Annotated in this window: 17 protein-coding genes; 14 read left to right on the top strand and 3 right to left on the bottom strand. The window is 72.6% G+C overall.

All coding sequences use genetic code 11. The features are described from left to right. Positions 1-6: 6 nt before the first annotated feature. The 6 genes from ACZ45Q_RS27945 (at position 7) to ACZ45Q_RS27970 (ending at position 6,852) form a co-directional block, all read left to right on the top strand. Complete coding sequence (locus tag ACZ45Q_RS27945) at positions 7-1,146, top strand: ABC transporter ATP-binding protein (RefSeq protein ID WP_468266313.1); 1,140 nt, start codon at positions 7-9, stop codon at positions 1,144-1,146. Further along, entirely contained in the window at positions 1,146-2,075 is a 930-nt protein-coding gene (locus ACZ45Q_RS27950; protein WP_468266261.1) for an ABC transporter permease, read from the top strand. The genes ACZ45Q_RS27945 and ACZ45Q_RS27950 overlap by 1 nt, the downstream gene beginning before the upstream one ends. Next, positions 2,076-2,876 carry an ABC transporter permease gene (locus tag ACZ45Q_RS27955; RefSeq protein WP_468266262.1) on the top strand — a complete coding sequence of 267 codons (801 nt, stop codon included), beginning with the start codon at positions 2,076-2,078 and terminating at the stop codon, positions 2,874-2,876. A gap of 12 nt (positions 2,877-2,888) precedes the next feature. Beyond that, positions 2,889-4,316 (top strand): NAD(P)/FAD-dependent oxidoreductase, encoded by a 1,428-nt coding sequence (locus tag ACZ45Q_RS27960; RefSeq protein ID WP_468266264.1) that lies wholly within the window; start codon positions 2,889-2,891, stop codon positions 4,314-4,316. 176 nt (positions 4,317-4,492) lie between these two features. Beyond that, positions 4,493-4,954 carry a hypothetical protein gene (locus tag ACZ45Q_RS27965; protein ID WP_468266266.1) on the top strand — a complete coding sequence of 154 codons (462 nt, stop codon included), beginning with the start codon at positions 4,493-4,495 and terminating at the stop codon, positions 4,952-4,954. Positions 4,955-5,040: 86 nt separating this feature from the next. Beyond that, positions 5,041-6,852, top strand: a complete 1,812-nt coding sequence (locus tag ACZ45Q_RS27970; RefSeq protein ID WP_468266268.1) for a chitinase — start codon at positions 5,041-5,043, stop codon at positions 6,850-6,852. Here ACZ45Q_RS27970 and ACZ45Q_RS27975 read toward each other — a convergent pair. Then, positions 6,791-7,429: a phosphatase PAP2 family protein gene (locus ACZ45Q_RS27975; protein WP_468266270.1), complete on the bottom strand. Its 639-nt coding sequence runs from the start codon at positions 7,427-7,429 to the stop codon at positions 6,791-6,793. The two genes, ACZ45Q_RS27970 and ACZ45Q_RS27975, sit on opposite strands and share 62 nt — an antisense overlap. Before the next feature lie 403 nt (positions 7,430-7,832). Then, positions 7,833-9,167 (bottom strand): 4-aminobutyrate--2-oxoglutarate transaminase, encoded by a 1,335-nt coding sequence (gabT, locus tag ACZ45Q_RS27980; RefSeq protein WP_468266272.1) that lies wholly within the window; start codon positions 9,165-9,167, stop codon positions 7,833-7,835. Between the two features lie 262 nt (positions 9,168-9,429). Between gabT and ACZ45Q_RS27985 the strand changes: the two genes are divergently transcribed. The 3 genes from ACZ45Q_RS27985 (at position 9,430) to ACZ45Q_RS27995 (ending at position 15,179) form a co-directional block, all read left to right on the top strand. After that, complete coding sequence (locus tag ACZ45Q_RS27985) at positions 9,430-11,547, top strand: ATP-binding protein (protein WP_468266274.1); 2,118 nt, start codon at positions 9,430-9,432, stop codon at positions 11,545-11,547. Between the two features lie 226 nt (positions 11,548-11,773). After that, positions 11,774-13,369: a PucR family transcriptional regulator gene (locus ACZ45Q_RS27990; protein WP_468266276.1), complete on the top strand. Its 1,596-nt coding sequence runs from the start codon at positions 11,774-11,776 to the stop codon at positions 13,367-13,369. 364 nt (positions 13,370-13,733) lie between these two features. Next, the gene (locus tag ACZ45Q_RS27995; protein WP_468266278.1) at positions 13,734-15,179 is read left to right on the top strand and encodes an aldehyde dehydrogenase family protein; all 1,446 of its coding nucleotides are present in this window, start codon (positions 13,734-13,736) and stop codon (positions 15,177-15,179) included. Positions 15,180-15,278: 99 nt separating this feature from the next. Here ACZ45Q_RS27995 and ACZ45Q_RS28000 read toward each other — a convergent pair whose 3' ends face one another. After that, on the bottom strand, positions 15,279-18,173 hold the full coding sequence (locus ACZ45Q_RS28000) for a glycoside hydrolase family 3 C-terminal domain-containing protein (protein WP_468266280.1): 2,895 nt from the start codon (positions 18,171-18,173) through the stop codon (positions 15,279-15,281). Positions 18,174-18,512: 339 nt separating this feature from the next. On the opposite strand from ACZ45Q_RS28000, the gene ACZ45Q_RS28005 reads away from it, so the two are divergent. The 5 genes from ACZ45Q_RS28005 to ACZ45Q_RS28025 are packed head-to-tail and all read left to right on the top strand — an operon-like array spanning position 18,513 to position 26,425. Continuing rightward, complete coding sequence (locus ACZ45Q_RS28005) at positions 18,513-20,216, top strand: extracellular solute-binding protein (protein ID WP_468266282.1); 1,704 nt, start codon at positions 18,513-18,515, stop codon at positions 20,214-20,216. A 26-nt stretch (positions 20,217-20,242) separates the two neighbouring features. Next, positions 20,243-21,298, top strand: coding sequence for an ABC transporter permease (locus ACZ45Q_RS28010; protein WP_468266284.1), 1,056 nt, complete (start codon positions 20,243-20,245; stop codon positions 21,296-21,298). Beyond that, positions 21,295-22,248 carry a carbohydrate ABC transporter permease gene (locus tag ACZ45Q_RS28015; RefSeq protein WP_468266286.1) on the top strand — a complete coding sequence of 318 codons (954 nt, stop codon included), beginning with the start codon at positions 21,295-21,297 and terminating at the stop codon, positions 22,246-22,248. Before ACZ45Q_RS28010 ends, ACZ45Q_RS28015 begins: the two co-directional genes overlap by 4 nt. Then, positions 22,248-24,215 (top strand): beta-galactosidase, encoded by a 1,968-nt coding sequence (locus ACZ45Q_RS28020; RefSeq protein WP_468266288.1) that lies wholly within the window; start codon positions 22,248-22,250, stop codon positions 24,213-24,215. Before ACZ45Q_RS28015 ends, ACZ45Q_RS28020 begins: the two co-directional genes overlap by 1 nt. Continuing rightward, complete coding sequence (locus ACZ45Q_RS28025) at positions 24,212-26,425, top strand: glycosyl hydrolase family 95 catalytic domain-containing protein (protein WP_468266290.1); 2,214 nt, start codon at positions 24,212-24,214, stop codon at positions 26,423-26,425. Before ACZ45Q_RS28020 ends, ACZ45Q_RS28025 begins: the two co-directional genes overlap by 4 nt.

Here is a 26,425-nt window from a genome sequence, read left to right on the forward strand (position 1 = left end):
ACCACGATGACGAACGACAACAGCGGCGACGTCCGCCTCTCCGGCATCAGCAAGACCTACGGCTCCTTCACCGCCGTGCACCCGCTCGACCTGACCGTGCCGCAGGGCTCCTTCTTCGCCCTCCTCGGCGCCTCCGGCTGCGGCAAGACCACCACCCTGCGCGTGATCGCCGGTCTGGAGGAGCCCAGCACGGGCACCGTCCACCTCGGCGACCAGGACGTGACGCACCTGCCGCCGTACAAGCGGCCGGTGAACACCGTCTTCCAGTCCTACGCCCTCTTCCCGCACCTGGACATCTTCGAGAACGTCGCCTTCGGCCTGCGCCGGCGCGGCATCAAGAGCGTGAAGAAACAGGTCGAGGAGATGCTCGACCTGGTCCAGCTCGGCGAGCAGGCCCGCAAGAAGCCGCACCAGCTCTCCGGCGGCCAGCAGCAGCGCGTCGCCGTGGCCCGCGCGCTGATCAACCACCCCAAGGTGCTGCTCCTCGACGAGCCGCTCGGCGCCCTGGACCTGAAGCTGCGCCGCCAGATGCAGCTGGAGCTCAAGCGCATCCAGACCGAGGTCGGCATCACCTTCGTGCACGTCACGCACGACCAGGAGGAGGCCATGACGATGGCCGACCGCGTCGCCGTGATGAACGCGGGCCGGGTGGAACAGCTCGGCGCGCCCGCCGACCTCTACGAGAACCCGCGCACCACGTTCGTCGCCAACTTCCTCGGCACCTCGAACTTCATCGAGGCCGAGGTGGACGGCACCGGCGGCGGCGAGATCGTCCTCAAGGCGGGCGGCGGCAAGCTCGTCCTGCCCGAGGAGCGCTGCGGCGCGTCCGCGGCGGCCGGCGACAAGGTGCTGGTCGGCGTACGGCCCGAGAAGATCTCCCTGACGCACGCCGACGACGCCGGGCGGATACCCGGGGGCCGCAACCGCATCGCCGGCAAGATCGCCGACGCGAGCTTCATCGGCGTCTCCACGCAGTACGTCGTCGACAGCCCCGTCTGCCGCGAGTTCGCCGTCTACGTCCAGAACGTCGACCGCGACCCGCGCCTGGTGCCCGGCGCCGACGTGGTCCTGCATTGGAGCCCGGCCCACACCTTCGGCCTGGACGCCGCCCAGGACGTCGAGGCCGGCGTGGAGGAGGCGGCCTGATGACGACGCTCACCGAGGCGCCACCGCCTCTCAGCCCGACCGCACCGGAGAAGAAACCACCCCGCAGGCGGGGCCGCCTCACGCCGTACTGGCTGCTGCTGCCCGGCATCCTGTGGCTGGTCGTCTTCTTCGCGCTGCCGATGATCTACCAGGCCTCCACGTCCGTACAGACGGGCTCCCTGGAGGAGGGCTACGAGGTCACCTGGCACTTCGCCACGTACTGGGACGCCCTGACCGAGTACTGGCCGCAGTTCCTGCGGTCGGTCGCCTACGCCGCGAGCGCGACCGTGCTGTGCCTGCTGCTGGGCTATCCGCTGGCCTACCTCATCGCGTTCCGCGCGGGCCGCTGGCGCAACCTGATCATGATCCTGGTGATCGCGCCGTTCTTCACCAGCTTCCTGATCCGCACGCTCGCCTGGAAGACGATCCTCGCCGACAACGGCCCGGTCGTCGAAGTCCTCAACGCCCTGCACGTTTTGGACGTCACCAGTTGGCTCGGCTGGACGGCCGGCGACCGCGTGCTGGCCACGCCGCTGGCGGTGGTGTGCGGTCTGACGTACAACTTCCTGCCGTTCATGATCCTGCCGCTGTACACCTCGCTGGAGCGCATCGACCCGCGGCTGCACGAGGCGGCCGGCGACCTGTACGCAAGGCCCTCCACCACCTTCCGCCGGGTCACCTTCCCGCTGTCGATGCCCGGCGTGGTCTCCGGCACGCTGCTGACCTTCATCCCGGCCACCGGTGACTACGTCAACAGCTCGCTGCTCGGCTCGACCGACACCGTCATGGTCGGCAACGTCATCCAGTCGCAGTTCCTGCGGGTGCTGGACTATCCGACGGCGGCGGCACTGTCCTTCATTCTCATGGCCGCGATTCTCGCCATGGTCACGGTCTACATCCGCAAGTCCGGCACGGAGGATCTGGTTTAAATGACCTTCGTCAACTGGCTCAAGCGCAATCTGGTCGTCATCGCCGGACTGCTGACGCTCGCCTATCTGCTGCTGCCGAACATCATCGTGACGGTGTTCTCCTTCAACGATCCGAAGGGGCGCTTCAATTACGAATGGCAGCAGTTCTCCACGGACGCCTGGAAGGACCCGTGCGGCGTCGCCGACCTGTGCGGTTCGCTGTCGCTCAGCCTCCAGATCGCGTTCTGGGCGACGCTGGGCGCCACCGCCCTGGGCACGATGATCGCCTTCGCGCTGGTCCGCTACCGCTTCCGGGCGCGCGGCGCGATCAACTCGCTGATCTTCCTGCCGATGGCGATGCCCGAGGTCGTGATGGCCGCCTCGCTGCTCACGCTGTTCCTCAACATGGGGGCGAAGCTGGGCTTCTGGACGGTCCTGATCGCCCACATCATGTTCTGCCTCAGCTTCGTGGTGACGGCCGTCAAGGCGCGCGTGATGTCGATGGACCCGCGCCTGGAGCAGGCGGCACAGGATCTGTACGCCGGCCCGTTCCAGACCTTCTTCCGGGTCACCCTGCCGATCGCGGCCCCCGGAATCGCCGCGGGCGCGCTGCTCGCCTTCGCGCTCTCCTTCGACGATTTCATCATCACCAATTTCAACGCGGGCTCCACCGTCACGTTCCCGATGTTCGTCTGGGGATCGGCCCAGCGCGGTACGCCCGTTCAGATCAACGTCATCGGTACGGCCATGTTCGTCGTCGCCGTACTGTTCGTCCTGACCTCCATGGTCATCGGCAGCCGCCGAAAGCAGAAACACTCGTAGGGAGTTGAAATCATGGCCCCGAGCGCCATGAGCCGCCACAACGACTGGACGAAATCCCTCTCCGACGCCCAGCCGGTCCCGTACTGGCTGGACGACCCCGGCAGGCCCCGCCCCGAGCCCGCCCTCACCGGCGCCGAGACCTGCGACCTGCTGGTCGTCGGCGGCGGCTACAGCGGGCTGTGGACCGCGCTCATCGCCAAGGAGCGCGACCCGCAGCGGGACGTCGTCCTGGTGGAGGGCCGCGAGGCGGGCTGGGCCGCCTCCGGCCGCAACGGCGGCTTCTGCGCCGCCTCCCTCACCCACGGCCTGTCCAACGGCCTCACCCGCTGGCCGGACGAGATCCACAAGCTCCAGGAGCTGGGCGACCGCAACCTCGACGCGATCGAGGCCGCGGTCGCCCGCCACTCCATCGACTGCGACTTCGAGCGCACCGGCGAGATCGACGTCGCCACGGAGGCCTACCAGGCCCGGGAGCTGAAGGACTGGCACACGCGGATCACGGCCGAGGGCCTCGCCGACGGCATCGAGTACCTCGACGCCGACGCGGTACGCGAGCAGGTCGACTCGCCCACCTTCCGGGCGGGCCTGTACGACCGCCGGGGCGTGGCCATGGTCGACCCCGCCAAGCTCGCCTGGGGCCTGAAGCGGGCCTGCCTCGACCTCGGCGTGCGCGTCTACGAGCACACCCCCGCGCTCACCCTGAAGCCGTACGGCGCGGGGATGGCCGTACGCACCCCCTACGGCTCCGTCCGCGCCCGTGCGGTCGCGCTCGGCACCAACGTCTTCCCCAGCCTGGTCCGGCGGGTGCGCTCCTACACCGTCCCGGTCTACGACTACGCCCTGATGACCGAGCCGCTCGACGCCGGGCAGCTGGCGTCGATCGGCTGGAAGAACCGCCAGGGCCTCGGGGACAGCGCCAACCAGTTCCACTACTTCCGGCTCTCCGCCGACAACCGGATCCTGTGGGGCGGCTACGACGCCATCTACCCGTACGGCGGCCGGGTGCGCGCCGAGTACGACGACCGCCCGGAGACCTACGCCAAGCTCGCCGGGCACTTCTTCACCTGCTTCCCGCAGCTGGAGGGCGTCCGCTTCACCCACGCCTGGGGCGGCGCGATCGACACCTGCTCGCGCTTCTCGGCGTTCTTCGGCACCGCCCACCGGGGCCGGGTCGCCTACGCCGCCGGGTACACCGGCCTCGGGGTCGGCGCGACCCGCTTCGGCGCCGAGGTGATGCTCGACCTGCTGGCGGGGGAGCGGACCGAGCGCACCGAGTTGGAGATGGTCCGCCGCAAGCCGCTGCCCTTCCCGCCCGAGCCACTGGCCTGGACCGGCATCGCGCTGACCAAGTGGTCGCTGGCCCGCGCCGACGCCCACGGCGGCCGGCGCAACCTGTGGCTGAGGACGATGGACCGGCTGGGACTGGGCTTCGACAGCTGAACCGCCGGGGCGCGGGCCCCCTTCGCCGGCGCGCCGGATCGCGCTGCGGCGTGCGAGCCGCAGCCGTGTGAGCCGGTTCACTCCGACGTGGTGCGGGAACCGGCGTAATGCCCGGCGGGGACCTCCCTCTCCCTCGTGACGCGACCCGCGCGTCACGAGCGAAAGGGAGGTCCTTCATGCCTGGGGCGAAGACGGCCGCCGAATGGCTGGCATCCGCGGCGCCGGACCCCGAGGCCTGTCTGCGGGAGTGGGAGCTGAACCCCCTGGGGGTCGCCCTGCTGCCCGCCGGCACGGCCTGGGACGTGCTCATCCTGCCGAGCCGGCTCGGCTATCCCACCCTCGACGTCCTCACCCGCGTCCTGGACCGTCCCGGTCCGGTGCTCGTCGACTTCGGCGACGAGCGCACGGGGTTCTTCGTGCCGCCGGGCACCGCCGCCCGCTGGCTGGGCACCGGCATCCGGTCGGCCGGGAGCGGCACCTGGATCGTCGTGCCCTATCCGGGACGGCTGGCCTCCGGCGGCGTTCGCTGGCTGGTCCCGCCGGACGGCTCGGGCACGCTCACGGACCCGTCGCTGCTGGAACTGGCGATGCACGAGGCGGCGGCGGGCCGGGCCACGGGGGAGGAGGAGGGGAGGTGAGGCACGCGAGGGCTTGACAAGCGAATTGGTCTGGACCAAGTTGGCCGCGTTCCACCCCTCCAATTCCCCCATGCACGGAGGCACTTGTGGACCGCTCCAGACCTCTTCCGCGCAGACGGCTCGCCGTGCTGCTCACCGCCACGGCCCTCGCCCTGTCCGGCACGACCGCGCTCACGTCGGCCGCCCGTGCGGCCGACGCGGACCTCGCCAGGAACGGCGGCTTCGAGTCCGGGCTCGACGGCTGGACCTGCACCGCCGGCACGGTCGTGAACTCGCCCGTGCACAGCGGCACCTCGGCCCTGAAGGCCACCCCGTCCGGCGCCGACAACGCCCGCTGCACACAGACGGTCACCGTGAAACCGGACTCCCAGTACACCCTGTCGGCGTACGTCCGCGGCGCGTACGTGTACCTCGGCGCCACCGGCACCGGCACCACCGACGTGTCCACCTGGACCGCGTCCGCGCCCGACTGGCAGCGGCTCACCACCACCTTCCGCACCGGCCCGGCCACCACCCGGGTCACCGTCCACACCCACGGCTGGTACGGCACCGGCGTCTACCACGCCGACGACGTCTCCCTCGTCGGCCCCGGCGGCGAGACCGGGCAGCCGCCCGCCGCCCCGGCCGGCCTGACCACCGGCGCCGTCACCTCCTCCAGCGTCGCCCTGTCCTGGTCACCGGTCCCGGGCGCCACGGGCTACGCCGTCTACCGGGACGGCACCCGGGTCCGCACGGTGACGGGCACCTCCACCACGGTCACCGGCCTCAGCCCCGCCACGGCGTACGCCTTCCAGGTCGCGGCGGTCAACGACGCCGGGGAGTCCGCGCGGTCGGCCACCGTCACCGCGACCACCGCGCCCGGCTCCGGCGGCGGCCCCTCCGACCTGCCGCCGCACGCCCTCGTCGGCTATCTGCACGCCAGTTTCGCCAACGGCTCCGGCTACACCCGCCTCGCCGACGTCCCCGACAGCTGGGACGTCATCGACCTGGCCTTCGGCGAGCCCACCACCGTGACCTCCGGGGACATCCGCTTCGAGCGCTGCCCGGTCACGGAGTGCCCGAACGTGGAGAGCGACGCCGAGTTCAAGGCGGCGATCAAGGCCAAGCAGGCGGCCGGCAAGAAGGTGCTGATCTCCATCGGCGGCCAGAACGGCCAGGTCCGGCTGACCACCACGGCCGCCCGCGACACCTTCGTCGCCTCCGTATCGAAGATCATCGACGACTACGGACTGGACGGCCTGGACATCGACTTCGAGGGCCACTCCCTGTCCCTGGACGCCGACGACACCGACTTCAAGAACCCGAAGACCCCGGTGATCGTCAACCTGATCTCGGCCCTGAAGACCCTCAAGGCCCGCTACGGCGACGACTTCGTCCTGACCATGGCCCCGGAGACCTTCTTCGTCCAGCTCGGCTACCAGTACTACGGCACCGGCAAGTGGGGCGGCCAGGACCCGCGCGCCGGGGCCTACCTCCCGGTCATCCACGCCCTGCGCGACGACCTCACCCTGCTGCACGTCCAGGACTACAACTCCGGCCCGATCATGGGCCTCGACAACCAGTACCACTCCATGGGCGGCGCCGACTTCCACATCGCCATGACCGACATGCTGCTCACCGGCTTCCCGGTCGCGGGCGACGCCGGCAACGTCTTCCCGCCGCTGCGCCCCGGCCAGGTGGCGATCGGCATGCCGGCGTCGGTGAACGCGGGCAACGGCCACGTCCCGCCGGGCGAGGTGGTGAAGACGCTGAACTGCCTGACCATGGGCACCGACTGCGGCTCGTACACCACCCACGGCACCTGGCCGGCCCTGCGCGGCCTGATGACCTGGTCGATCAACTGGGACCGGTTCTCGGGCTGGGAGTTCCAGCGGACGTTCGACGGCTACTTCGGCTGAGGACCGCCCGGGCACCGGCCAGCAGCAGCGCGCCCAGGCACCAGCTCGCCACCACGTCCAGCGGCCAGTGGTAGCCCCGGCGCACCAGCCCGTAGGAGACCCCGAGCACCAGGGCCCCGCAGCCCAGCACCAGAAGGCGGCGGCCGGCCGCGGAGCGCAGCAGCGAAAGGAGGAACAGCGTGGCCGCGCCGTACGCGACCACGGCGGTGGCGGTGTGACCGGAGGGGTAGTAGCCGGTGGCCGGGGGCACGGCAGGGGTCCCCGGCCGGTCGGTCAGCTCCTTGAGCGGCACGACCAGGGCGGGTACGAGCGCCATCAGCACCGCCCCCGCGGCCGCCGGCCACCACCAGCGCCCGGCTCCGGCGGCCCGGCGCCGCCACACGACGTACGCCAGGACGAGGGCGAGGACGGGCACCGCGACCTCCACGTTGCCCAGGTCCGCGAGGAGTTCGGCGTCCCGGTCGGGGTGGATCAGCGCCCGGCTCACCCGCTCGTCCACCCGCACCAGCGGCCCGTCGGCCACGACCTGCCAGGTGATCAGCGCGAACAGGAGGGCCGGCAGGCCGAGCAGCAGCATGCGCACAGCTTGGCAAACACGCCGAAGGGCCGGCACAAGGGGGGGAGTGTGCCGGCCCTTCGGTGAACCGCCGTCCCGGATGCCGAGCCGGCCGTCCGGACCGGAACGTCGCACGCCCCGGGGGGTCTGGGGCGGGCGACCGTCCGATCGGTGAGGAGATCCAGAGCCGGTGGCTCCGGTTGTGCGCGAGGGCACGACCAGGCCGAAGCTGGGGAGGCCTCGCCCTGAGATCCGCCCACAGTCCCCTGTGAGCGGGGTGTATCTCTCATCTGCCGTAGAAACTACGACAGGGGCTGGGCGGACGACAGGGGCAACCGGGTCCTGTCATCCACCCCGCACACCTTCTTCACATGCCCTGAACTCAGCTGCGCGAGCCGTCACTCAGATGCGCCGGAAGGCCTGCTCAGATGCGGGCGAACGCCTGCTCGATGATGTCCAGACCCTCGTTCAGCAGGTCCTCGCCGATCACCAGCGGCGGCAGGAAGCGCAGCACGTTGCCGTAGGTGCCACAGGTCAGGACCAGCAGCCCCTCGGCGTGGCAGGCCTTGGCGAGCGCGCCGGTCGCCTCCGGGTTCGGCTCCTTGGTGTCGCGGTCCTTGACCAGCTCGATCGCGATCATGGCGCCCCGGCCGCGGACGTCGCCGATGACCTCGAACTTCTCGGCCATGGCCGACAGCCGGCCCTTCATGATCTCCTCGATCTTCTTCGCCTTGGCGTTGAGGTCGAGCTCCTTCATGGTCTCGATGGCGCCGAGCGCACCCGCGCAGGCCACCGGGTTGCCGCCGTAGGTGCCGCCGAGGCCGCCCGCGTGCGCGGCGTCCATGATCTCGGCGCGGCCGGTGACGGCGGCGAGCGGCAGGCCGCCCGCGATGCCCTTGGCGGTGGTGATCAGGTCCGGGACGATGCCCTCGTCCTCGCAGGCGAACCACTGGCCGGTGCGGCAGAAGCCGGACTGGATCTCGTCGGCGACGAAGACGATGCCGTTGTCCTGGGCGAACTTGCTGATCGCCGGGAGGAAGCCCTTGGCCGGCTCGATGAAGCCGCCCTCGCCGAGCACCGGCTCGATGATGATCGCGGCCACGTTCTCGGCGCCGACCTGCTTGGTGATCTGGTCGACGGCCTGGGCGGCGGCCTCGGGGCCGGCGTTCTCCGGGCCGGTCGGCCAGCGGTAGCCGTAGGCGACCGGGACGCGGTAGACCTCGGGCGCGAACGGGCCGAAGCCGTGCTTGTACGGCATGTTCTTCGCCGTCAGCGCCATGGTGAGGTTGGTCCGGCCGTGGTAGCCGTGGTCGAAGACGACGACCGCCTGCCGCTTGGTGTACGCGCGGGCGATCTTGACGGCGTTCTCGACGGCCTCGGCGCCGCTGTTGAACAGGGCGGACTTCTTGGCGTGGTCGCCCGGGGTCAGCTCCGCCAGCGCCTCGGCGACCTCGACGTAGCCCTCGTACGGCGTGACCATGAAGCAGGTGTGGGTGAAGTCGGCGAGCTGCGCGGACGCCCTGCGGACGACGGCCTCGGCGGAGGCGCCGACGGAGGTCACGGCGATGCCGGAGCCGAAGTCGATCAGACGGTTGCCGTCGACGTCCTCGATGATGCCGCCGCCCGCGCGGGTGGTGAACACCGGCAGCACGGAGCCCACGCCCTGCGCGACCGCGGCGGTACGGCGGGCCTGAAGCTCCTGCGACTTCGGGCCGGGAATGGCGGTGACGACGCGGCGCTCCTGCGGAAGTGCGGTCATGCGGGGCTCCTGTGGGATCTTGCTGACACTTGTCTTCTTTTCTCGCAGGCTAGGGCGGGGGGAGGGGGGCGGGCATGCTCCATGTGGGCGTTGTCGGGAGGCGACGTTGTCCGTGGTGGACATAGTGCGTGTCGCAAGGCCGGTGCGACCGGTGGGCGAGCGGTACAGGACGCCCGGCCGCGTAAGCGGTGGACTGCCCTCGGCAGGGCACTAGATTGACTCGCTGATGGTGGACGGAGCGGCAGGTCAGGGGGCAGGGTCGATGGACAGCGACGGGACGCACGAGGCACGAGGGACACACGCCAATCCCGTGCCGCGCCCGGCGGGACCTCCACAGATGCCGACGGCACCGCCCCGGCCGACCCGGGCGCCGGGGGTGTCCGACGGCTCGATGTTCCTGGCGTGGCTTCGGACGGAGCGGCCGGAGGCACCGCCGGGAGTGTGGCGGTTCGGGCACCGTCCCAAGCCGGAGGAGGAGCCCGAGCGGATCCCAGGAAGGCAGTTGCTGAGTGGCGCAGTGATCGCCTTCCTGTGCGGCTGGCTGATCTGCTCCTTGCTGTACAACGGCTACCTGGGCAGCTTCTGGCTATGGCCGTGGTTCGTGCTGGCGCCCGACGCATGGACGCTCGGGCAGGCGGGATCCGTGGGAGGAGTCGCCTCCTACCTCTACGAGGGCCTGGTCTTCGCCGCCGTCTTCGCTCTCTTCGGAAAGATCGGCCGTTGGGGTGAGATCTGGCGTCGTTACGGGCCGCCGGCCTGGCGGCGTGGCGATGCCGGGGGCGAGACGCCGTCCGTGCCCGAGGACGACCCCGCCGCATGGCCCGCGCTGCGTGCCGTCGGGGCCGTGGATGCCGCGGAGCGGCTGGCCGCAGATGCCCGTGCCGGGCTCATGCGGGACGTGGACCACGCCCGGATCACCCGCGCCTGGCAGGGCGTGACCAATGGCCGGCACAGCCTCGCCACCTTCACCGGTGCCGTGCTCAAGGACGGCGCCGCAGCCTGCCCGCACCCCTCCGGCGCCCGCGACCTGCCCGTCCGACAGGCCCGCCACGACCTGGTCACCGGCCAGGTGCGGATCGGCACCGCCGCCGACGACGCGCGCAACCCGTACGCCTACCGCGGCACCGGCCTGGCCCTCGGCCCCGAGCTGCTGGGCACCTCGCTGCTCGCCGTGGGCCCGGCCGGGTCCGGCAAGACCGGCAGCCTGGTTCGTCCGCTCGCCGAGGCGCTGTGCCTTCAGGCGCTCGCCGGACGGGCGGCCGTGGTCGTGGTCGGTGCGGCGGGCGCGGGCCTCGGCCCGGCCGACGCCTACGATGTCGTCGTCCGCATCGGCAACGAGGACTCCGTCTACGACCTCGACCTCTACGGCGGCACCACCGACCCTGACGAGGCGGCGGCCGTGCTCGCCGAGGCACTCGTCGGCGACCTCGCCGACCCGCACCCGGGCGGCGACAGCCGCCGCTCCACCACCGTCCTGGCCCAGCTGCTCGGCCCGTTCCGCGCGGTCCACGGCCGTTTTCCGTCCGTCCCCGAGCTGCGCCAACTGCTCGACGGGGCGCCGAAACCACTGGCCGCGCTGCGCGAAGGCCTCCAGACTGCGGGACAGGAGTCGCTGCTGCGCGAACTGGACGCGCGGGAGCGGCAGATGGGCCACCCGGGGGACGTCGGCGGCGTGCTGGCCGACCGGATCGCGCTCCTGGACCGCCCCGCATTCGCCGGCTTCTTCGACACCTCCGGCCGGTCCCGTCCCTTCTCTCTCAAGGCCCTCGACCACCCGGTGCGGGTCCGCATCGACCTGCCTGAGCGCGGGCACGCCGACGCCTCCCGCATCCTGGCGCGGCTGGTGCTGGCCCAGTACACCGCGAGCGCGGCGGTACGCGAGGACCGGTCGCTCTTCGCCTGCCTGGTGCTGGACGACGCCGCGGGGGTCGTCACGCCCGAGTCCGTCCGGGGCATCCAGCGGCTGCGGTCGGCCGGTGCCGGGGTCGTGCTGACCCTGCGCACCCTGGACGACGTACCGCGTCCGCTGCGCGGCCCGCTGCTCGGGGCCACCGGCTGCCGGATGGCGCTGTCCGGACTGACCCCCTGGGACGGTCAGGACTTCGCCGAGGTGTGGGGCAAGGAGTGGACCGAGGCCCGCGACGTCACCGACCGGCAGATCATCGCCGAGACCCCGGCAGGCAAGGCCGTGCACATGCTCCGCCGGGCGATCACGGGCAAGGCCGCGACCGCCCGGGCGGTGACCGTGCGCCAGGTCGAGCGCGAGCGGTGGTCGGCGTCCGAGCTGGCGCACGCGGTGCCGCCGGGGCACGCGGTGCTGTCGCTGACGACGGTCCAGGGCGAGCACGCGCCGCCGCTGCTGGTGGATCTGCGCGGCTGAGCCCCGGTCCGTCGCCGGCCGGGCACCCGGCGACCGTACGGTGAGGCAGAATCGAAGCAGGCCGTTCATACACGGCGGCCAAAGGATCACCGCCAGAGATCACGCCGAGAGATCACCGTCCAGAGAATCACCGCTCAGGGATCACCACCGTCCACGAGATCGCCGGGACGACAGGTCACCGGGACGACAGCTCACCGCCCACCGCTGACGCAGACCAGAAGGCCCCATGCCCCCGACCCTCGCCTCGCTCGTCCACCACTCCGCGCTGAAGCTCACCGTGCGGGCGGGCGGGGACCGCCTCGACGCGCCCGTGCGCTGGGCCCACGCCAGCGAGCTGGCCGACCCGGTGCCGTACATGGAGGGCGGGGAGCTGCTGCTGATCACGGCGCTGAAGCTGGACGCGGAGGACCCCGAGGCCATGCGCCGGTACGTCGGGCGGCTGGTGGCCGCCGGGGTCGTCGGCCTGGGCTTCGCCGTCGGCGTCCACTACGACGACATACCCCCGGCCCTCGTCGAGGCCGCCGAGCAGGAGGGGCTGCCGCTGCTGGAGGTGCCGCGCCGCACCCCCTTCATCGCCATCAGCAAGGCCGTCTCCGCGGCGATCGCCGCCGACCAGTACCGGGCGGTGACCGCGGGATTCGCCGCTCAGCGGGAGCTGACCAGGAAGGCGCTGAGCGACGGCCCCGAGGGGCTGCTCGCCGCGCTCGCCTCCCAGGTCGACGGCTGGGCGGCGCTCTACGACGCCTCCGGCGCGGTCGTCGCCGCCGCACCTGAGTGGGCGGGACGGCGCGCCGCCCGGCTCACCGCGGACGTGCAGCGGCTGCGGGAGCGGCCCACGCCGGCCTCCTCGGTGGTCGGCGGGGCGGAGTCCGCCGAGGACACCGACCGCGTCGAGCTGCACTCCCTCGGCACCTCCCGCAGGCCCCGGGCGGCACTCGCCGTCGGCACGGCCGCCGCCCTCGGCACAGCCGAGCGGTACGCGGTGCACTCGGCCGTCGCCCTGCTCACGCTGACCACGGAGCGGTCGCGGTCGCTGCACGCGGCCGAGCAGCGCATCGGCACCGCCGTGCTGCGCATGCTGCTCGCCGGGGAACCGGACCACGCCCGCGCCGTCGCCGGCGATCTCTACGGCGAACTGCTGGACGCGCCCTTCCGGATGATCGTCGCCGAGCACGCCTCGGGGACCGGTGACCCACTCGCGGCGCTGGCCGAGCTGATGGAGTCGGCGGCGGCCCGCGCGGGCGAGGCGGTGCTGGCCGTGCCGGAGGGGGAGCGGCTGGTGGTGCTGGCCGCGGACGAGGGCGCGGCGGTCGCCGCCTGCGCCGAGCACGCGGCGGCACTGGAGGCGGGGCGTGTGCCGCCGGGCGGCGAGACCGGGAACGGGGGCGAGGAGAACGGCGTCGTCATCGGGCTGTCCGCACCCTCCGGGCCGATCGCCGCGTCGGCCGCCTACAAGCAGGCCGAGCAGGCACTCTCGGTGGCCCGCCGCCGCGGGCGCGTGTGCGTGGAGCACGAGCAGCTGGCGGCCGGCTCGGTGCTGCCGCTGCTCGCGGACGACGCGGTGCGGGCGTTCGCCGACGGTCTGCTGCGGGCGCTGCGGGAGCACGACGCGACCGGGCGGGGGGATCTGGTGGCCTCGCTGCGGGCCTGGCTGTCCCGGCACGGGCAGTGGGACGCGGCGGCGGCGGATCTCGGGGTCCACCGTCATACGCTGCGCTATCGGATGCGGCGGGTGGAGGAGATCCTGGGCCGGTCGCTGGACGACCCGGATGTGCGCATGGAGCTGTGGCTGGCCCTGAAGGCGACGGCCACCTCCGACTGACGGCCTTGTCCTCGCCCCCGCCGCCCCTACCCGTCCCATCCTTCTGGGGGCTGCCGCCCCCAGACCCCCGCTTCGGCCTGAACGGCCTCGTCCTCAAACGCCGGACGGGCTGGAAATCCAGCCCCTCCGGCGTTTGAGGAGCGGGGGTCCGGGGGCAGCGCCCCCGGGATGGGACGGGTAGGGGCGGCGGGGGCGAGGAAACCCTCCCGGCCGTCCGCCGCCCCTGCCCCTCCCCGCCCCCGCCATTCCGTCGAATCCCCCACCCCCACCACTACACCTCGGACAAACACCACCCCCGCCGTCCCGCCCTACCGTGGACCCCGCACCCCGTACACCCCCAACGCGGAAAGGCCGGGACTCGACAATGACTTCCACCCACGCCTTCTGGCTCGCCGGCCGCCAGGTCACCGGCGAGGACACCTTCGACGTCACCTCCCCCTGGGACGGCCGGGTCGTCGGCAAGGTGAGCGTCCCGACCGAGGCCCAGGTCGAAGAGGCCGTGGCCGCCGCCCACGCCGTCCTCGACGACTTCGCCGCCACCCCCGCCCACGTCCGCGCCGCCGCCCTCGACCACGTCAGCCGCCGCCTGGCCGACCGCACCGAGGAGATCGCGAAGCTCATCTCCGCCGAGAACGGCAAGCCGATGAAGTGGGCCCGCGGCGAGGTCGGCCGCGCCGTCTCCGTCTTCCGCTTCGCCGCCGAGGAGGCCCGCCGCTTCAACGGCGGCGACGGCCAGCGCCTCGACACCGACGCCGGCGGCCAGGGCCGCCTCGCGATCACCCGCCGCTTCCCCAAGGGCGTCGTCCTCGGCATCGCGCCGTTCAACTTCCCGCTGAACCTGTGCGCCCACAAGGTCGCCCCGGCGATCGCCGCCGGCGTGCCCATCATCCTCAAGCCGGCCCCCGCCACCCCCCTGTCCGGCCTGATCCTCGGCGAGCTGCTCGCCGAGACCGGGCTGCCCGCCGGCTCCTGGAGCATCCTCCCGGTGCCCAACGACCGCATGCCCGCCCTGGTCCAGGACGAGCGGCTCCCGGTCATCTCCTTCACCGGTTCCGAGAAGGTCGGCTACGCGATCATGGACTCGGTGCCGCGCAAGCACTGCACCCTGGAGCTGGGCGGCAACGGCGCGGCCGTCGTCCTCGCCGACTGGGCGAGCGACGAGGACCTGGACTGGGCCGCGACCCGCATCGCGACCTTCTCCAACTACCAGGGCGGCCAGTCCTGCATCTCCGTGCAGCGCGTGATCGTCGACGCCTCCGTCCACGACCGCCTGCTGCCGCGCATCGTCGCCGCCGTCGAGGCCCAGGTCACCGGCGACCCGAACGACGACAAGACCGACGTCGGCCCGCTGATCGACGAGAACGCCGCCAAGCGCGTGGAGTCGTGGGTCGAGGAGGCCGTCGCGGCGGGCGCCACGCTGGCCACCGGCGGCACGCGCGACGGCGCCTCCTTCGCGCCGACCGTCCTGACCGACGTGCCCGCCGGCGTGACGATCGCCTGCGAGGAGGTCTTCGGCCCGGTCCTGACCGTGCAGAAGGTGAACGGCGAGGCCGAGGCCTTCGCCGCCGTCAACGACTCCAAGTACGGCCTCCAGGCGGGCATCTTCACCCACGACCTGCGGACCGCCTTCCGCGCGCACCGCGCCCTGGAGGTCGGCGGCGTCGTCATCGGCGACGTGCCCTCCTACCGTGCCGACCAGATGCCGTACGGCGGGGCCAAGCAGTCCGGTGTGGGCCGCGAGGGCGTGAAGTTCGCGATGGACGACTACACCTACGAGCGGGTCCTCGTCCTGACCGGCCTGGCCCTCTGAGCCGGCTCCGTGCCGGTCGCCGGCCGGCACGGAGCACGGACGGCCCGAGCCCGTGTGCGGGGGCTCGGGCCGTCCGCGTGCCGGTGTTCTTCCGGACCCTCAACCGGAGAACCCGACGTGCGCGAGCCGCACCGGCCCGCGCAGCCCGACGCGTACGTCGCGCACCCCGCGGGCCCGCAGGGCGGCGCGCAGTTCCACGTAGTCGTACGGCCCTGAGGTGGGCGCCTCGGGCGACAGCACGGCGGACGCCCCGCCGTCCGCCGCACCGACGCCGAAGCCGCTGTCGCCGTCACCACCGGCGCCGTCGCCGCCACCGGAGACGGTCACCTCCACCGACCCCGCGCCCGCCACCCGCACCGACACCTCGGTGACCCCGGCGCCGAAGTCGCAGTCCCGGTAGAGCAGTTCGCCGGCTCCGCACTCCGCGGGCGTCACCGCGTCGCCCGCCGTCTTCGTCAGGTCCACGATCTCCGTGCCGCTCTGCTCGTCGAAGCCGGCCGCTTCCAGGCCGCGTTCGCGCACCGGGCGGGGTGCGCCGGGCTCCCCGTCGAGCACGACGGTCGCCGTCAGCCGTACGTCCTCGCTGGACGCGCCGGCCAGCAGCGCGTACCGACCCGGCTCCACCCGCCACCGGCCGTGCGCCACGTCCCAGAACGCGAAGGCGGACAGCGGGAGTTCGAAGGCCAGTTCCGCCCGTTCGCCCGGCGCGAGCCGCACCCGCCGGTGCGCCACCAGCTCCCGGCGCGGACGCGGGACCGACGGCTCCTCGGCCCGCGTGTAGAGCTGGGCCACCTCGTCGGCGACGACGTCCCCGGTGTTGGTGACGGCGAAGCCGACCCGCACCGCGTCGCCCGCCACCCGCGCCGTGAGGTCCGTGTACGCGAACGACGCGTACGACAGGCCGTGCCCGAACGGGAACAGCGGCCGGCCCTCGAAGTACAGGTAGGTCTGCCGGGCGCCGATCACGTCGTAGTCCAGCAGGCCGGGCAGATCGGCGTCGTCGGCGTACCAGGTCTGCGGCAGCCGGCCCGCGGGGGAGACGTCACCGGCGAGCACCCGGGCCAGGGCGGTGCCGGCCGCCTGCCCGCCGTGCGCCGTCCACAGCAGCGCCGGAAGCCCGGCGGGCTCGACCGCGTACGGGTAGGACGACACCAGCGCCAGCACCGTGCGCGGATTGGCGGCGCGGGCCGCGCGCAGCAGCCGCTCCTGGTGGGCGGGCAGCCGCAGGGTCGTGCGGTCCTGCGTCTCCCGGCCGTTGATGTGCGGGTCGTTGCCCGCGACCACCACGACGACGTCGGCCTCCGCGGCGGCGCGCGCCACCGCGTCCTCGCCGCGTTCGGTCACGACGAGCCGGAAGACCTCCGCGCCGGTGTCGGCAACCTTCACACCGTCGGCGGCGACCGAGACGTGGCGACCCGTTCCCAGGTGCCTGAGGAGGTGACCGCCGTCGTGCGGCTCCAGCCGGAACGTCTCCTGCACCACCCAGCCGCCCGGTCGGCCGGCCGAGGAGCGCAGGTGTCCGTCCTGCGCGACGGACAGATAGCGGCCGTCCGGGGCGCGCAGGGTCAGGACGCCCTCGCCCCAGTCCACGAGGGCGAGTTCGGTCCCCGCCTCGTCCGTGGTGAGCGGCGGCAGATCCGTGCGGCCGGCCAGCAGGGCCGGGTCCAGGGCGCCCTGGTCGCCGGGTTCCCCGCCGGGTGGCTCACCGGCGCCGGCCACGGCCGCCGGCACGGACAGGAACGTACCGGCGGATGTCCGCAGCCGGACGCGGTCCACACCCTCCTCGAACCGCACCCGTTCCGCGCCGAAGCGCTCGTACAGGCCCTCCAGGGGAGTGGAGCGGCGGATGAGGGTGCCGCTGTACCAGTCGAGCTTGCACTCGTCGGCGAGCAGGCCGACCACGGCGACGCGGGTGTCCGGGGCCAGCGGCAGCAGGCCGTCGTTCTTCAGCAGGACGACCGCCTGCTCGGCGGCCTCCTGGGCGAGCGCCCGGTGCTCCGGGGTGTCGAACGCGCCCGGCTCCTCGTACCCGTCGAACTCGCCGAGCCGGAAGCGGACCGAGAGCTGGCGGCGGACCGCCGTGTCGATGTCCGCCTCGGTCAGCAGCCCCTGCTCGAGCGCCCCGCGGACGCGTGCGGTGACCGGCGCGGAGTCGGTGCCGTGGTCGGTGAAGCTGTCGACGCCCGCCAGCAGGGCGGCGGCGGTCGCCTCCTCGTGGGTGTCGAAGTAGTGCTCGGCGTCGACCAGGTTGGACGGCGCGCCCGCGTCCGAGCAGACCAGCAGGTCCTCCTCGGTCCAGGAGCGCAGGTGCTCCCGCAGGTAGGGGGAGAGGTGGTTGGGACGGCCGTTGACCAGGTTGTAGGCCGGCATCACTCCGGCCACCGCGCCCGCCCGCACCGTGTCCCGGAAGGCGCGCAGGTCGTACTCGTGGAGCACGCGCGGACGCACCGACGCCGACGACGTGGCCCGGTCGGTCTCGTTGTTGTGCGCCAGCCAGTGCTTGAGGACCGGCGCGGTGCGCCAGTACACCGGGTGGTCGCCGCGCAGGCCGCGGGTGTAGGCGGTGGCGATGGCGGAGGTCAGCGCCGGGTCCTCGGAGTAGCCCTCCTCGTTGCGGCCCCACAGGGGGTGGCGCAGCAGGTTCACGGTCGGCGACCAGACGTTGAGGCCGACCCGGTCGTCGCGGGCCCGCATCGCCCGTGCCTCCCTCGACACCGCCTCGCCGACCCGGCGCACCAGGTCCTCGTTCCAGGTGGCGCCGAGGCCGACCGCCTGCGGGAACACCGTCGCCGGTCCCATCCACGCCACGCCGTGCAGGGCCTCCTGGCCGGTGCGGAAGGCGGCGACGCCGAGGCGCTCGACGGCGGGGGCGAACTGGTGCAGGAACCCCGTCTTCTCGTCGAGGGTGAGCCGCGCCAGCAGGTCGTCGACGCGCTTGCCGATCGGCAGCCGCGGATCACGGAAGGGCGGGGCGGGCGGCGTGGGTGCGGTCACGTGGGGTTCCCCCTGGGGTGGAGCGACAGGGTGCTGTTGAAGCGCTTCGATGCTCATGCGCGGGTGCGGGACTGTCAAGACACGGGGGGTGGAAACACCGAGTTTGGGCATGGCTGACAAGACATAGCGGGGGCGGCGTGGTCGATCCACGGGACCGAGGAACCTGGGGAGCGACCCTTGTGCACCCTCGGCGCTTCACCTAACCTCGCAGCACATCGAAGCGCTTCGACTGAGCTGGCCACGAACGCGCTCACTCCGCCCAGTTCGATCACTTCGCTCAACGACACCGAGCCGACGGCCACCGCCGGGTGTCCTGGTGCGCCATGAAGGGTTGACGCAATGACGCCGAACGCCGCCTCCGCCTCCCTCAGCAGGAGAAGTGCCCCCAGCCGGCGGAGCTTCCTCGCCTCCACCGCGGTCGCCACCGCGGCGGTCGCGGGCGGGGCGCCGCTGCTCACCGCCTGCGGGGGCGGTGCGGACGGGGGCCGGAAGGAGGGCACCACCTCCGGCAAGGACGCCCGGAAGATCCTCCCGGCGTACGTGGCGTCGAACGTCGTGACGCCGGACATCCCGGCGAAGAACGGCTCCGCGGCCGGTTTCACGAAGGCCATCCCGGCGGCCGAGCTGAAGACCTCGGTGCCGAAGAAGCTGGGCAGCGGCGGGAAGCTCACCGCGCTGGCCCCGTTCTGGGGCACCCCGCCCAAGGGCGACAACCCGTACTACACGGCCATGAACGAGGCCACCGGCGTCCAGGTCGGCTGGCAGAACCAGGACGGCGTCACCTACGACCAGAAGCTCGGCGCGGTCCTGGCCTCCAGCGACATCCCCGACGTGGTCGTCGTCCCCGGCTGGAACCTGATGGGCCGGATACCGAGCGCCGTCAACGCCAAGTTCGCCGACCTCGGCCCGTACCTGTCCGGGGACGCGGTCAAGGACTACCCCAACCTCGCCGCCGTCCCCACCGAGGCCTGGCAGCGCGGCATCTTCGGCGGCCGGCTCCGCGGTGTCCCGATGCCCGCCCCGTACGTCACCGACATCGCGCCGCTGTACCGCCGGGACCTGTTCGAGAAGCGGGGCTACGACGTGCCGGGCAGCCCCGAGGAGTTCCTGGCCTGGGCCAAGGAGGCCACCGACGCCAGATCGGGCGTGTGGGCCTGCGACGACATGAAGTGGACGGCGTTCAACGTCTTCGGCGTCCTGTCCGGCGCCGACAAGGCGCTGTGGTGGAACCTGGACGGCGGCAAACTGGTCAACCGCATCGAGACCGAGGAGTACCTCGAGGCCCTGGAGTGGACACGCAAGCTCTACGCGGCCGAGGTGGTCCACCCGGACGCCGTGCAGGGCAAGGCGGGCGGCGACGCGGGCAACCGGTTCACCGCCGGTGAGGTGCTGGTCTACAACCAGAACATCTCCGACTGGTGGGGCAAGACCGCCGAACAGCGCACCCGGAACCCGGACTTCGACATGGCCGCGTTCGACGTCTTCGGCCCCGACGGCGGCGACCCGCGGCTGTGGGCGGTGCAGCCCGCCAACATCTTCACCTTCGTCAGCAAGGACGCGAGCGAGCGGCAGATCAAGGACTTCCTGGCGCTGTGCAACTTCTGCGCCGCGCCGTACGGCACCAAGGAGTTCATGCTGACCGCCTACGGCGTCGAGGGCACCGACTACGAGATGAAGGACGGCCTGCCGGTCAAGACCCAGCAGGGCATCAACGAGGTCAACGGCGCCTTCGACTACACCGGCAACCCCGCCCCGTACATCGCCTATCCCGACCTGCCCGAGGTCACCCGGGGCATGGTCGAGTGGCAGCAGCGCATGGGCGCCTTCACCAGGAAGTCGTCGTTCTTCGGGCTGACGGTCACCGAGCCCACCCGCTGGGCCACCCTCGCCGACGACTTCGAGCAGCTGGAGGACGACGTCGTCCGGGGCCGCAAGAAGATCGGCGACGTGCAGCAGGCGGTCTCCGACTGGAAGCAGAAGGGCGGCGACGACCTGCGGGACTGGTACCGCAAGCTGCTCGACGAGACCGGCTCGGCGAACTGACCGCCCCAGCGAGCGAGGAGAAGGCCGTGTCCCACAGCACGGTGCCCCGCGGCGGGACCGAGACACCTACGGCGGACCGGACCCCGGCCGAGGACCGGCTCACCGCCCCCGCCGGCCGCCGCCCGCGCGGCCGGGGCGGGAAGCGCACGACGGACAGGGTGAGCCTCAGGATCAGACTGCGCCGGGACCGCACCCTGATCCTGATGACCCTGCCGGCGGTCCTGCTGGTCCTGGTCTTCAACTACGTCCCGATCCTCGGCAACGTGGTCGCCTTCCAGGACTACGACCCCTACCTGGCCGAGAACGGCTTCGTCGCCATCTTCCAGAGCCCGTGGACCGGCTTCGAGCAGTTCGAGCGGATCTTCGCCGACTCGGCCTTCTGGCACGCGGTACGGAACACCTTCGTGCTGTTCTTCCTCCAGCTGGTGCTCTACTTCCCGATCCCCATCCTGCTGGCGCTGCTGATCAACAGCGTGCTCAGGCCCCGGGTCCGGGCGATCGCCCAGGCGATCATGTACCTGCCGCACTTCTTCTCCTGGGTCCTGGTCGTCACCGTCTTCATGCAGATCTTCGGCGGCGCCGGCATCATCGCGCAGACCCTGCGCCGGCACGGCTACGACGGCTTCGACCTCATGACGAACCCGGAGATCTTCAAGTACCTGGTCACCGCCGAGATGATCTGGAAGGACGCCGGCTGGGGCATCATCGTCTTCCTCGCCGCGCTCTCCGCCGTCTCCAACGATCTGTACGAGGCCGCCGCGATGGACGGCGCGGGTCGCTGGCGGCGCATGTGGCACATCACGCTGCCCGCCCTGCGCCCCGTCATCGCCCTGCTGCTGGTGCTGCGGGTCGGCGACGCCCTGACCGTCGGCTTCGAGCAACTGCTGCTGCAACGGCAGGCGGTGGGCGTCGACGCCTCCGAGGTCCTCGACACCTACGTGTGGTGGAACGGCATCCGCAACCAGGACTTCAGCTACGCCGCCGCCGCGGGCCTGGTCAAGGGCGTGGTCGGCCTGGCGCTGGTGCTGACCGCGAACAAGGTGGCCCACCTGATGGGCGAGCAGGGGGTGTACAAGAAGTGACCGCCGTCCTCGACACGCAGCACGACAAGCGGCCCGCGGCCGCGAAGCCGAGCCGGTGGGCGGCCCCGCCCCGCCCGGTCTGGGAGGAGGAGCCCTCCCGGGCCGGACAGGCCGGCAAGGGCCTGGTGCTCACCCTGGCCTGCCTGGCGATCCTCTTCCCGCTGTGGATCGTCGTCGTCACCAGTCTCCAGCCGAAGCGGGTCATCGACGAGGCCGGCGGCCTGGTGGTGATCCCCAAGGGCATCACCTTCGTCGCCTACCAGGAACTCCTCAGCGGCGGCCAGGTGCAGCGAGCCGCACTGGTCAGCGTCGGCGTCACCGTCGTCGGCACGCTGTTCAGCATGACCGTGTCGGTGCTGTGCGCCTACGGCCTCTCCCGCAGCGGCTCGGTCGGCCACCGCGGGATCCTGATGACCCTGCTCGCCACGATGTTCTTCGGCGCCGGCCTGATCCCGACCTATCTGCTGGTGCAGGCGCTCGGCCTGACCGACACCTATGCGGCGCTGATCCTGCCCAGCGCGGTCAGCGTCTTCAACATCCTGGTGCTGCGCGCGTTCTTCATGAACATCTCCCAGGAGCTGATCGACAGCGCCCGCATCGACGGCGCCGGCGACTGGCGCATCCTGTGGAAGATCGTGATGCCGCTCTCCCGCGCGGTCCTCGCGGTGATCGCCCTCTTCTACGCCGTCGGCTACTGGAGCGCCTGGTTCAACGCGTCGATCTACCTGACCGACCAGGACATGATGCCGCTCCAGAACGTCATGATCCAGCTGGTGCAGAAGCAGGAACGGCCGGTCGGCCTGTCCGCCCAGATCAACACCGGACAGCTGTCGCCGCTGGCCGTCCAGATGGCGGTGATGGTGCTGGCACTGCTGCCGGTGGCCGTGCTCTCCCCCTTCGTCCAGCGGCACTTCAAGAAGGGCATGCTGACCGGGGCGGTGAAGGGCTGATGCCGGGCCTGGGCGACGTCACCCGCGGCCGCATCCTCTACGGCGGCGACTACAACCCCGAGCAGTGGCCCGAGGAGACCTGGCACGAGGACGTCCGGCTGATGCGGGAGGCCGGGGTCAACTCCGTCACCCTCGGCGTCTTCTCCTGGTCGAAGCTGGAACCCCGGCCGGGGGAGCGGGACTTCGGCTGGCTGGACACCCTGATGGACCTGCTGCACGCGGCCGGCATCGGCGTCGTCCTCGCCACCCCCACCGCGTCCCCGCCGCCCTGGATGGGCCGGCTGCACCCCGAGACCCTGCCCCGCGACGAGGACGGCCGCACCGAGTGGTGGGGCGGTCGGCAGCACTTCTCGCACTCCAGCGCCACCTACCGCCGCTGTGCCGCCGCCATCACCGAGGACCTGGCCGCCCGGTACGCCGGTCACCCCGCCCTGACGATGTGGCACATCAACAACGAGTACTGCACCGCCGACTGGGGCGACGAGGCCGCCGCCCGCTTCCGCACCTGGCTCCGGAATCGCTACGGCAGCCTCGACGCGCTCAACACCGCCTGGGGGACCGCCTTCTGGAGCCAGGGCTACGGCGACTGGGCCGAGGTCCTGCCGCCCCGCCACGCCCACTATCTGAAGAACCCCGCACAGGTGCTCGACTTCCGGCGCTTCACCTCCGACATGCTCCTGGAGTGCTACCTCGCCGAGCGCGACATCGTCCGCCGCCACACCCCGCACCTGCCGGTCACCACCAACTTCATGCCGCTCTTCGCAGGCCAGGACGGCTGGCGGTGGGCCGAGGAGGAGGACGTGGTCTCCGTCGACCTCTATCCCGACCCGCGCGACCCGTTCGGCGCCCAGGCCGGCGCCCTCGTCCAGGACCTCACCCGCTCGCAGGCCCGGGGCCCGTGGATGCTGATGGAGCAGGCGGCGGGCCCGGTCAACTGGCGCGGGGTGAACCACCCCAAGCCGCGCGGCCTCAACCGCCTGTGGTCGCTCCAGGCCGTGGCCCGGGGCGCGGACGCCGTCTGCTTCTTCCAGTGGCGCCAGTCCCGGCAGGGCGCGGAGAAGTTCCACTCCGGCATGGTGAGCCACGCCGGGCCGGACGGCCGGACGTACCGGGAGGTCCGGCAGCTCGGCGCCGACCTGCGCCGGATCGCGCCCGAGACGTCCGGCCGCCCGGTCACCGCGCAGGTGGCCGTCCTGCACGACTGGCACTCCTGGTGGGCCGGCGCCCAGGACGCCCGCCCGTCCGCCGAGGTGGACCACGCCGCCGTCCTGCACGCCTGGCACCGCGCCCTGTGGCGGGCCCACCTCACCTGCGACTTCGCCCACCCCGAGCACGACCTGACCGGCTACCGGCTGGTCGTCGCCCCGCACCTCTACCTGCTCACCGACGCCGCTGTCGACAACCTCCTCGCGTACGTCCGCCGGGGCGGCACCCTCGTCTGCGGCTTCCTCACCGGCGTCGCCGACGAGGACGACCGGGTGCGGCCCGGAGGCATGGACGCCCGGCTGCGCGCGCTGTTCGGCATCCGCACCCTGCACGAGTGGTGGCCGCTCGAAGCGGGGGAGAGCCTCGCCTGCGAGGGCTTCCGGTGCACGCTGTGGTCGGAGGAGCTGGAGGCGGACGGCACCGCGGAGGAGACGATCCCGTACCGGGGCGGAGAACTCGACGGGCTCCCGGCGGTGCTGCGCAAGGGACGCGCCTGGTACCTCTCCACCCTTCCCGAACCGGACGCCCTGCGCGGCCTGCTCGCCCGGATCGCCGCCGGCGCCGGCGTCCGCCCGGTACTCGACGGACTCCCGGACGAGGTCGAGGCGGTACGCCGCGGTGAGCTGCTGTTCCTGCTGCACCACGGGCGCGAACCGGTGACCGTCGAGGTCCCCGGCACCCACCGCGACCTGCTCACGGACACCACCGTCACCGACCGGATCACCCTCGGCCGCCACGGAGCGGCGGTGCTGCGGCCATGACCGACGCCCCCGTCACCACCCGCGCCCCGGTCCACGGCACCTGGGAACCCGCCCCCGCCGCCCGCTGGGAGGACGCCTTCCTCAGCGGCAACGGCCACCACGGCGCCCTGGTGTCCGGTGACCCGGACGCCGACCGGGTCACCGTCACGCACCACACCCTGGTCCGCCCCAACGGCGGCGAACACGCCCGGCCCCCGCAGCTCGCCGCCGCCCTGCCCGCCCTCCAGGACCGGCTGCTCGCCGGCGACCTCACCGCCGCCGAGACCTTCACCGACGGCCGGCCCCTCCAGTGGGTGCAGCCCTTCCACCCCGCCTTCGTCATCCGGCTGGACGGACCCCCGCACGGCCGCCCGCACCCGTACCGGCGCTCCGTCGACTTCACCACCGGTGTCGTCACCGCCCGGTGCGCGGACCGGCACAGCCGGCTGTTCGTCTCCCGCGCCGACGACGTGATCGTCCACCGGGCCGACGCCCCCGCCCTCACCCTGGACATCCGGCTGGACCACCGCCTCCCGGGCGCCCCCGGCGCGCTCCGCGTCGGCCACGGCGCCGTCCTCACCCCCGAGGGCGCCCTGCTGAGCCTGCGCGTCCGCTACCCCGGCGGCGACCGCGCGTACACCGGCGTCACCCTGCTCGCCGTCACCGGGGGCAGCACGGAACTCAGGCCACCGGGCGTGCGCGTCGAGGGCGCCCGGTCCGTGCTGCTGCTGACCCGGGTGCGGCGGCACACCGCCGAGCCCGACGCGCTCGCCGAGGGGCGCGCCCTGCGCGACCTGGGCACGGACTACCGCGAGCTGCTCGACCGCCATCTCGCCCTGCACCGCACCGCCTACGAGCGCGTCACCCTCGATCTCTGCGCCGACCCGGCCGAACGCGCGCTGCCGGGCTCCGAGCTGCTGAAGCGGCCCCGCAGCCCCGCCCTGCTGGAGCGGCTGTTCGCGGCCGGCCGCTACCACCTGCTGTCGGCGAGCGGCCTGAACCCGCCCCGGCTCACCGGGCTGTGGACCGGCGAGTGGAACACCGCCTGGTCGGGCGCCTTCACCACCGACGCCAACCTGAATCTCCAGGTCTCCAGTGCCGCTGCCGCCGCCCTGCCCGAGGTCACCCGGGCCCACGCCGCCCTGGTCGACCGGCAGTTGCCCGACTGGCGGGACAACGCCCGCGCGGTGTTCGGCTGCCGGGGCGTCGTCGCCCCCGCCCACACCGACGGCGAGTCGGGACACTCGTACCACTTCAGCCGCGAATACCCGCTGCACCTGTGGACGGCCGGCGCCGACTGGCTGCTCAAACCCCTCGTCGACCACGACGAGACCTACGGCGAACGCGACCCCCGCACCGCCGCGGCCCTGGCCGAGACCGCCCGCTTCTACGAGTCGTTCCTGACCCGGACGGACGCCGACGGCCACCTGACCGTCGTCCCGTCCTACTCACCCGAGAACCGCCCGGCGAACGCGAGCTGGGGGGCGATCGACGCGGCGATGGACCTGTCCGCCGCCCGCCACGCCCTGCGGACCGCGGCCGCCTACCACCCCGGCACCGCCGAGGCCGGCCGCTGGCGCGCCCTCGCCGACCGCGTCCCGCCCCACCGGATCAACCCCGAGGGCGCCCTGGCCGAATGGGCCCGGCCCGGCCTCGCCGACTCCTACGACCACCGTCACCTCAGCCACCTCTATGCCGTCTGGCCCCTGGAGGAGATCACCCCCTACGACACCCCCGGCCTCGCCGCCGCCGCCCACCGCGCCCTGGAGCTGCGCGGCGCCGAGAACGACTCCGCGCACGGCCACCTCCACCACGCCCTCGTCGCCGCCCGCCTCCGGGACGGCGCCCGCGTCGCCGACGCCCTCGGCCGGGTCCTGGACGGCGACCACTTCCACGCCTCCCTGATGAGCGCGCACTACCCGCACCGGGACGTCTACAACGCCGACGCCGCGCACACCCTGCCCGCCGTGCTGATCGAGGCCCTCGTGCAGTCGACACCGGACCGGCTGGTCCTGCTGCCGGCGGCACACCCGGCCTGCCCGCGCGGCGAACTGCGCGGTGTGCGCACCCGGTTCGGCGCCGCACTCGACCTCACCTGGGGCCCGGACGGCGCCACCGCCGTGCTGCGCCCCACCCGCACCCGCCGCATCGAACTGAGGACTTCCGCCGGCGCGGAGCCGCTCGACCTCGTCGCCGGCGAGGACCGCGTCATCAGCGTCACGACGCGGTGA

The sequence above is a fragment of the Streptomyces sp. NPDC031049 genome (genome assembly GCF_055571015.1).

Excerpts from the sequence above, each read along its gene's own strand:
- ACZ45Q_RS28020 (WP_468266288.1), top strand. The coding sequence starts at position 22,248 with ATGCCGGGCCTGGGCGACGTCACCCGCGGCCGCATCCTCTACGGCGGC.
- ACZ45Q_RS28025 (WP_468266290.1), top strand. The coding sequence starts at position 24,212 with ATGACCGACGCCCCCGTCACCACCCGCGCCCCGGTCCACGGCACCTGG.
- gabT (WP_468266272.1), bottom strand. The coding sequence starts at position 9,167 with ATGACCGCACTTCCGCAGGAGCGCCGCGTCGTCACCGCCATTCCCGGC.
- ACZ45Q_RS27960 (WP_468266264.1), top strand. The coding sequence starts at position 2,889 with ATGGCCCCGAGCGCCATGAGCCGCCACAACGACTGGACGAAATCCCTC.
- ACZ45Q_RS28005 (WP_468266282.1), top strand. The coding sequence starts at position 18,513 with ATGACGCCGAACGCCGCCTCCGCCTCCCTCAGCAGGAGAAGTGCCCCC.
- ACZ45Q_RS27995 (WP_468266278.1), top strand. The coding sequence starts at position 13,734 with ATGACTTCCACCCACGCCTTCTGGCTCGCCGGCCGCCAGGTCACCGGC.
- ACZ45Q_RS27975 (WP_468266270.1), bottom strand. The coding sequence starts at position 7,429 with ATGCTGCTGCTCGGCCTGCCGGCCCTCCTGTTCGCGCTGATCACCTGG.
- ACZ45Q_RS27955 (WP_468266262.1), top strand. The coding sequence starts at position 2,076 with ATGACCTTCGTCAACTGGCTCAAGCGCAATCTGGTCGTCATCGCCGGA.
- ACZ45Q_RS27990 (WP_468266276.1), top strand. The coding sequence starts at position 11,774 with ATGCCCCCGACCCTCGCCTCGCTCGTCCACCACTCCGCGCTGAAGCTC.
- ACZ45Q_RS27945 (WP_468266313.1), top strand. The coding sequence starts at position 7 with ATGACGAACGACAACAGCGGCGACGTCCGCCTCTCCGGCATCAGCAAG.
- ACZ45Q_RS27950 (WP_468266261.1), top strand. The coding sequence starts at position 1,146 with ATGACGACGCTCACCGAGGCGCCACCGCCTCTCAGCCCGACCGCACCG.
- ACZ45Q_RS27985 (WP_468266274.1), top strand. The coding sequence starts at position 9,430 with ATGGACAGCGACGGGACGCACGAGGCACGAGGGACACACGCCAATCCC.
- ACZ45Q_RS27965 (WP_468266266.1), top strand. The coding sequence starts at position 4,493 with ATGCCTGGGGCGAAGACGGCCGCCGAATGGCTGGCATCCGCGGCGCCG.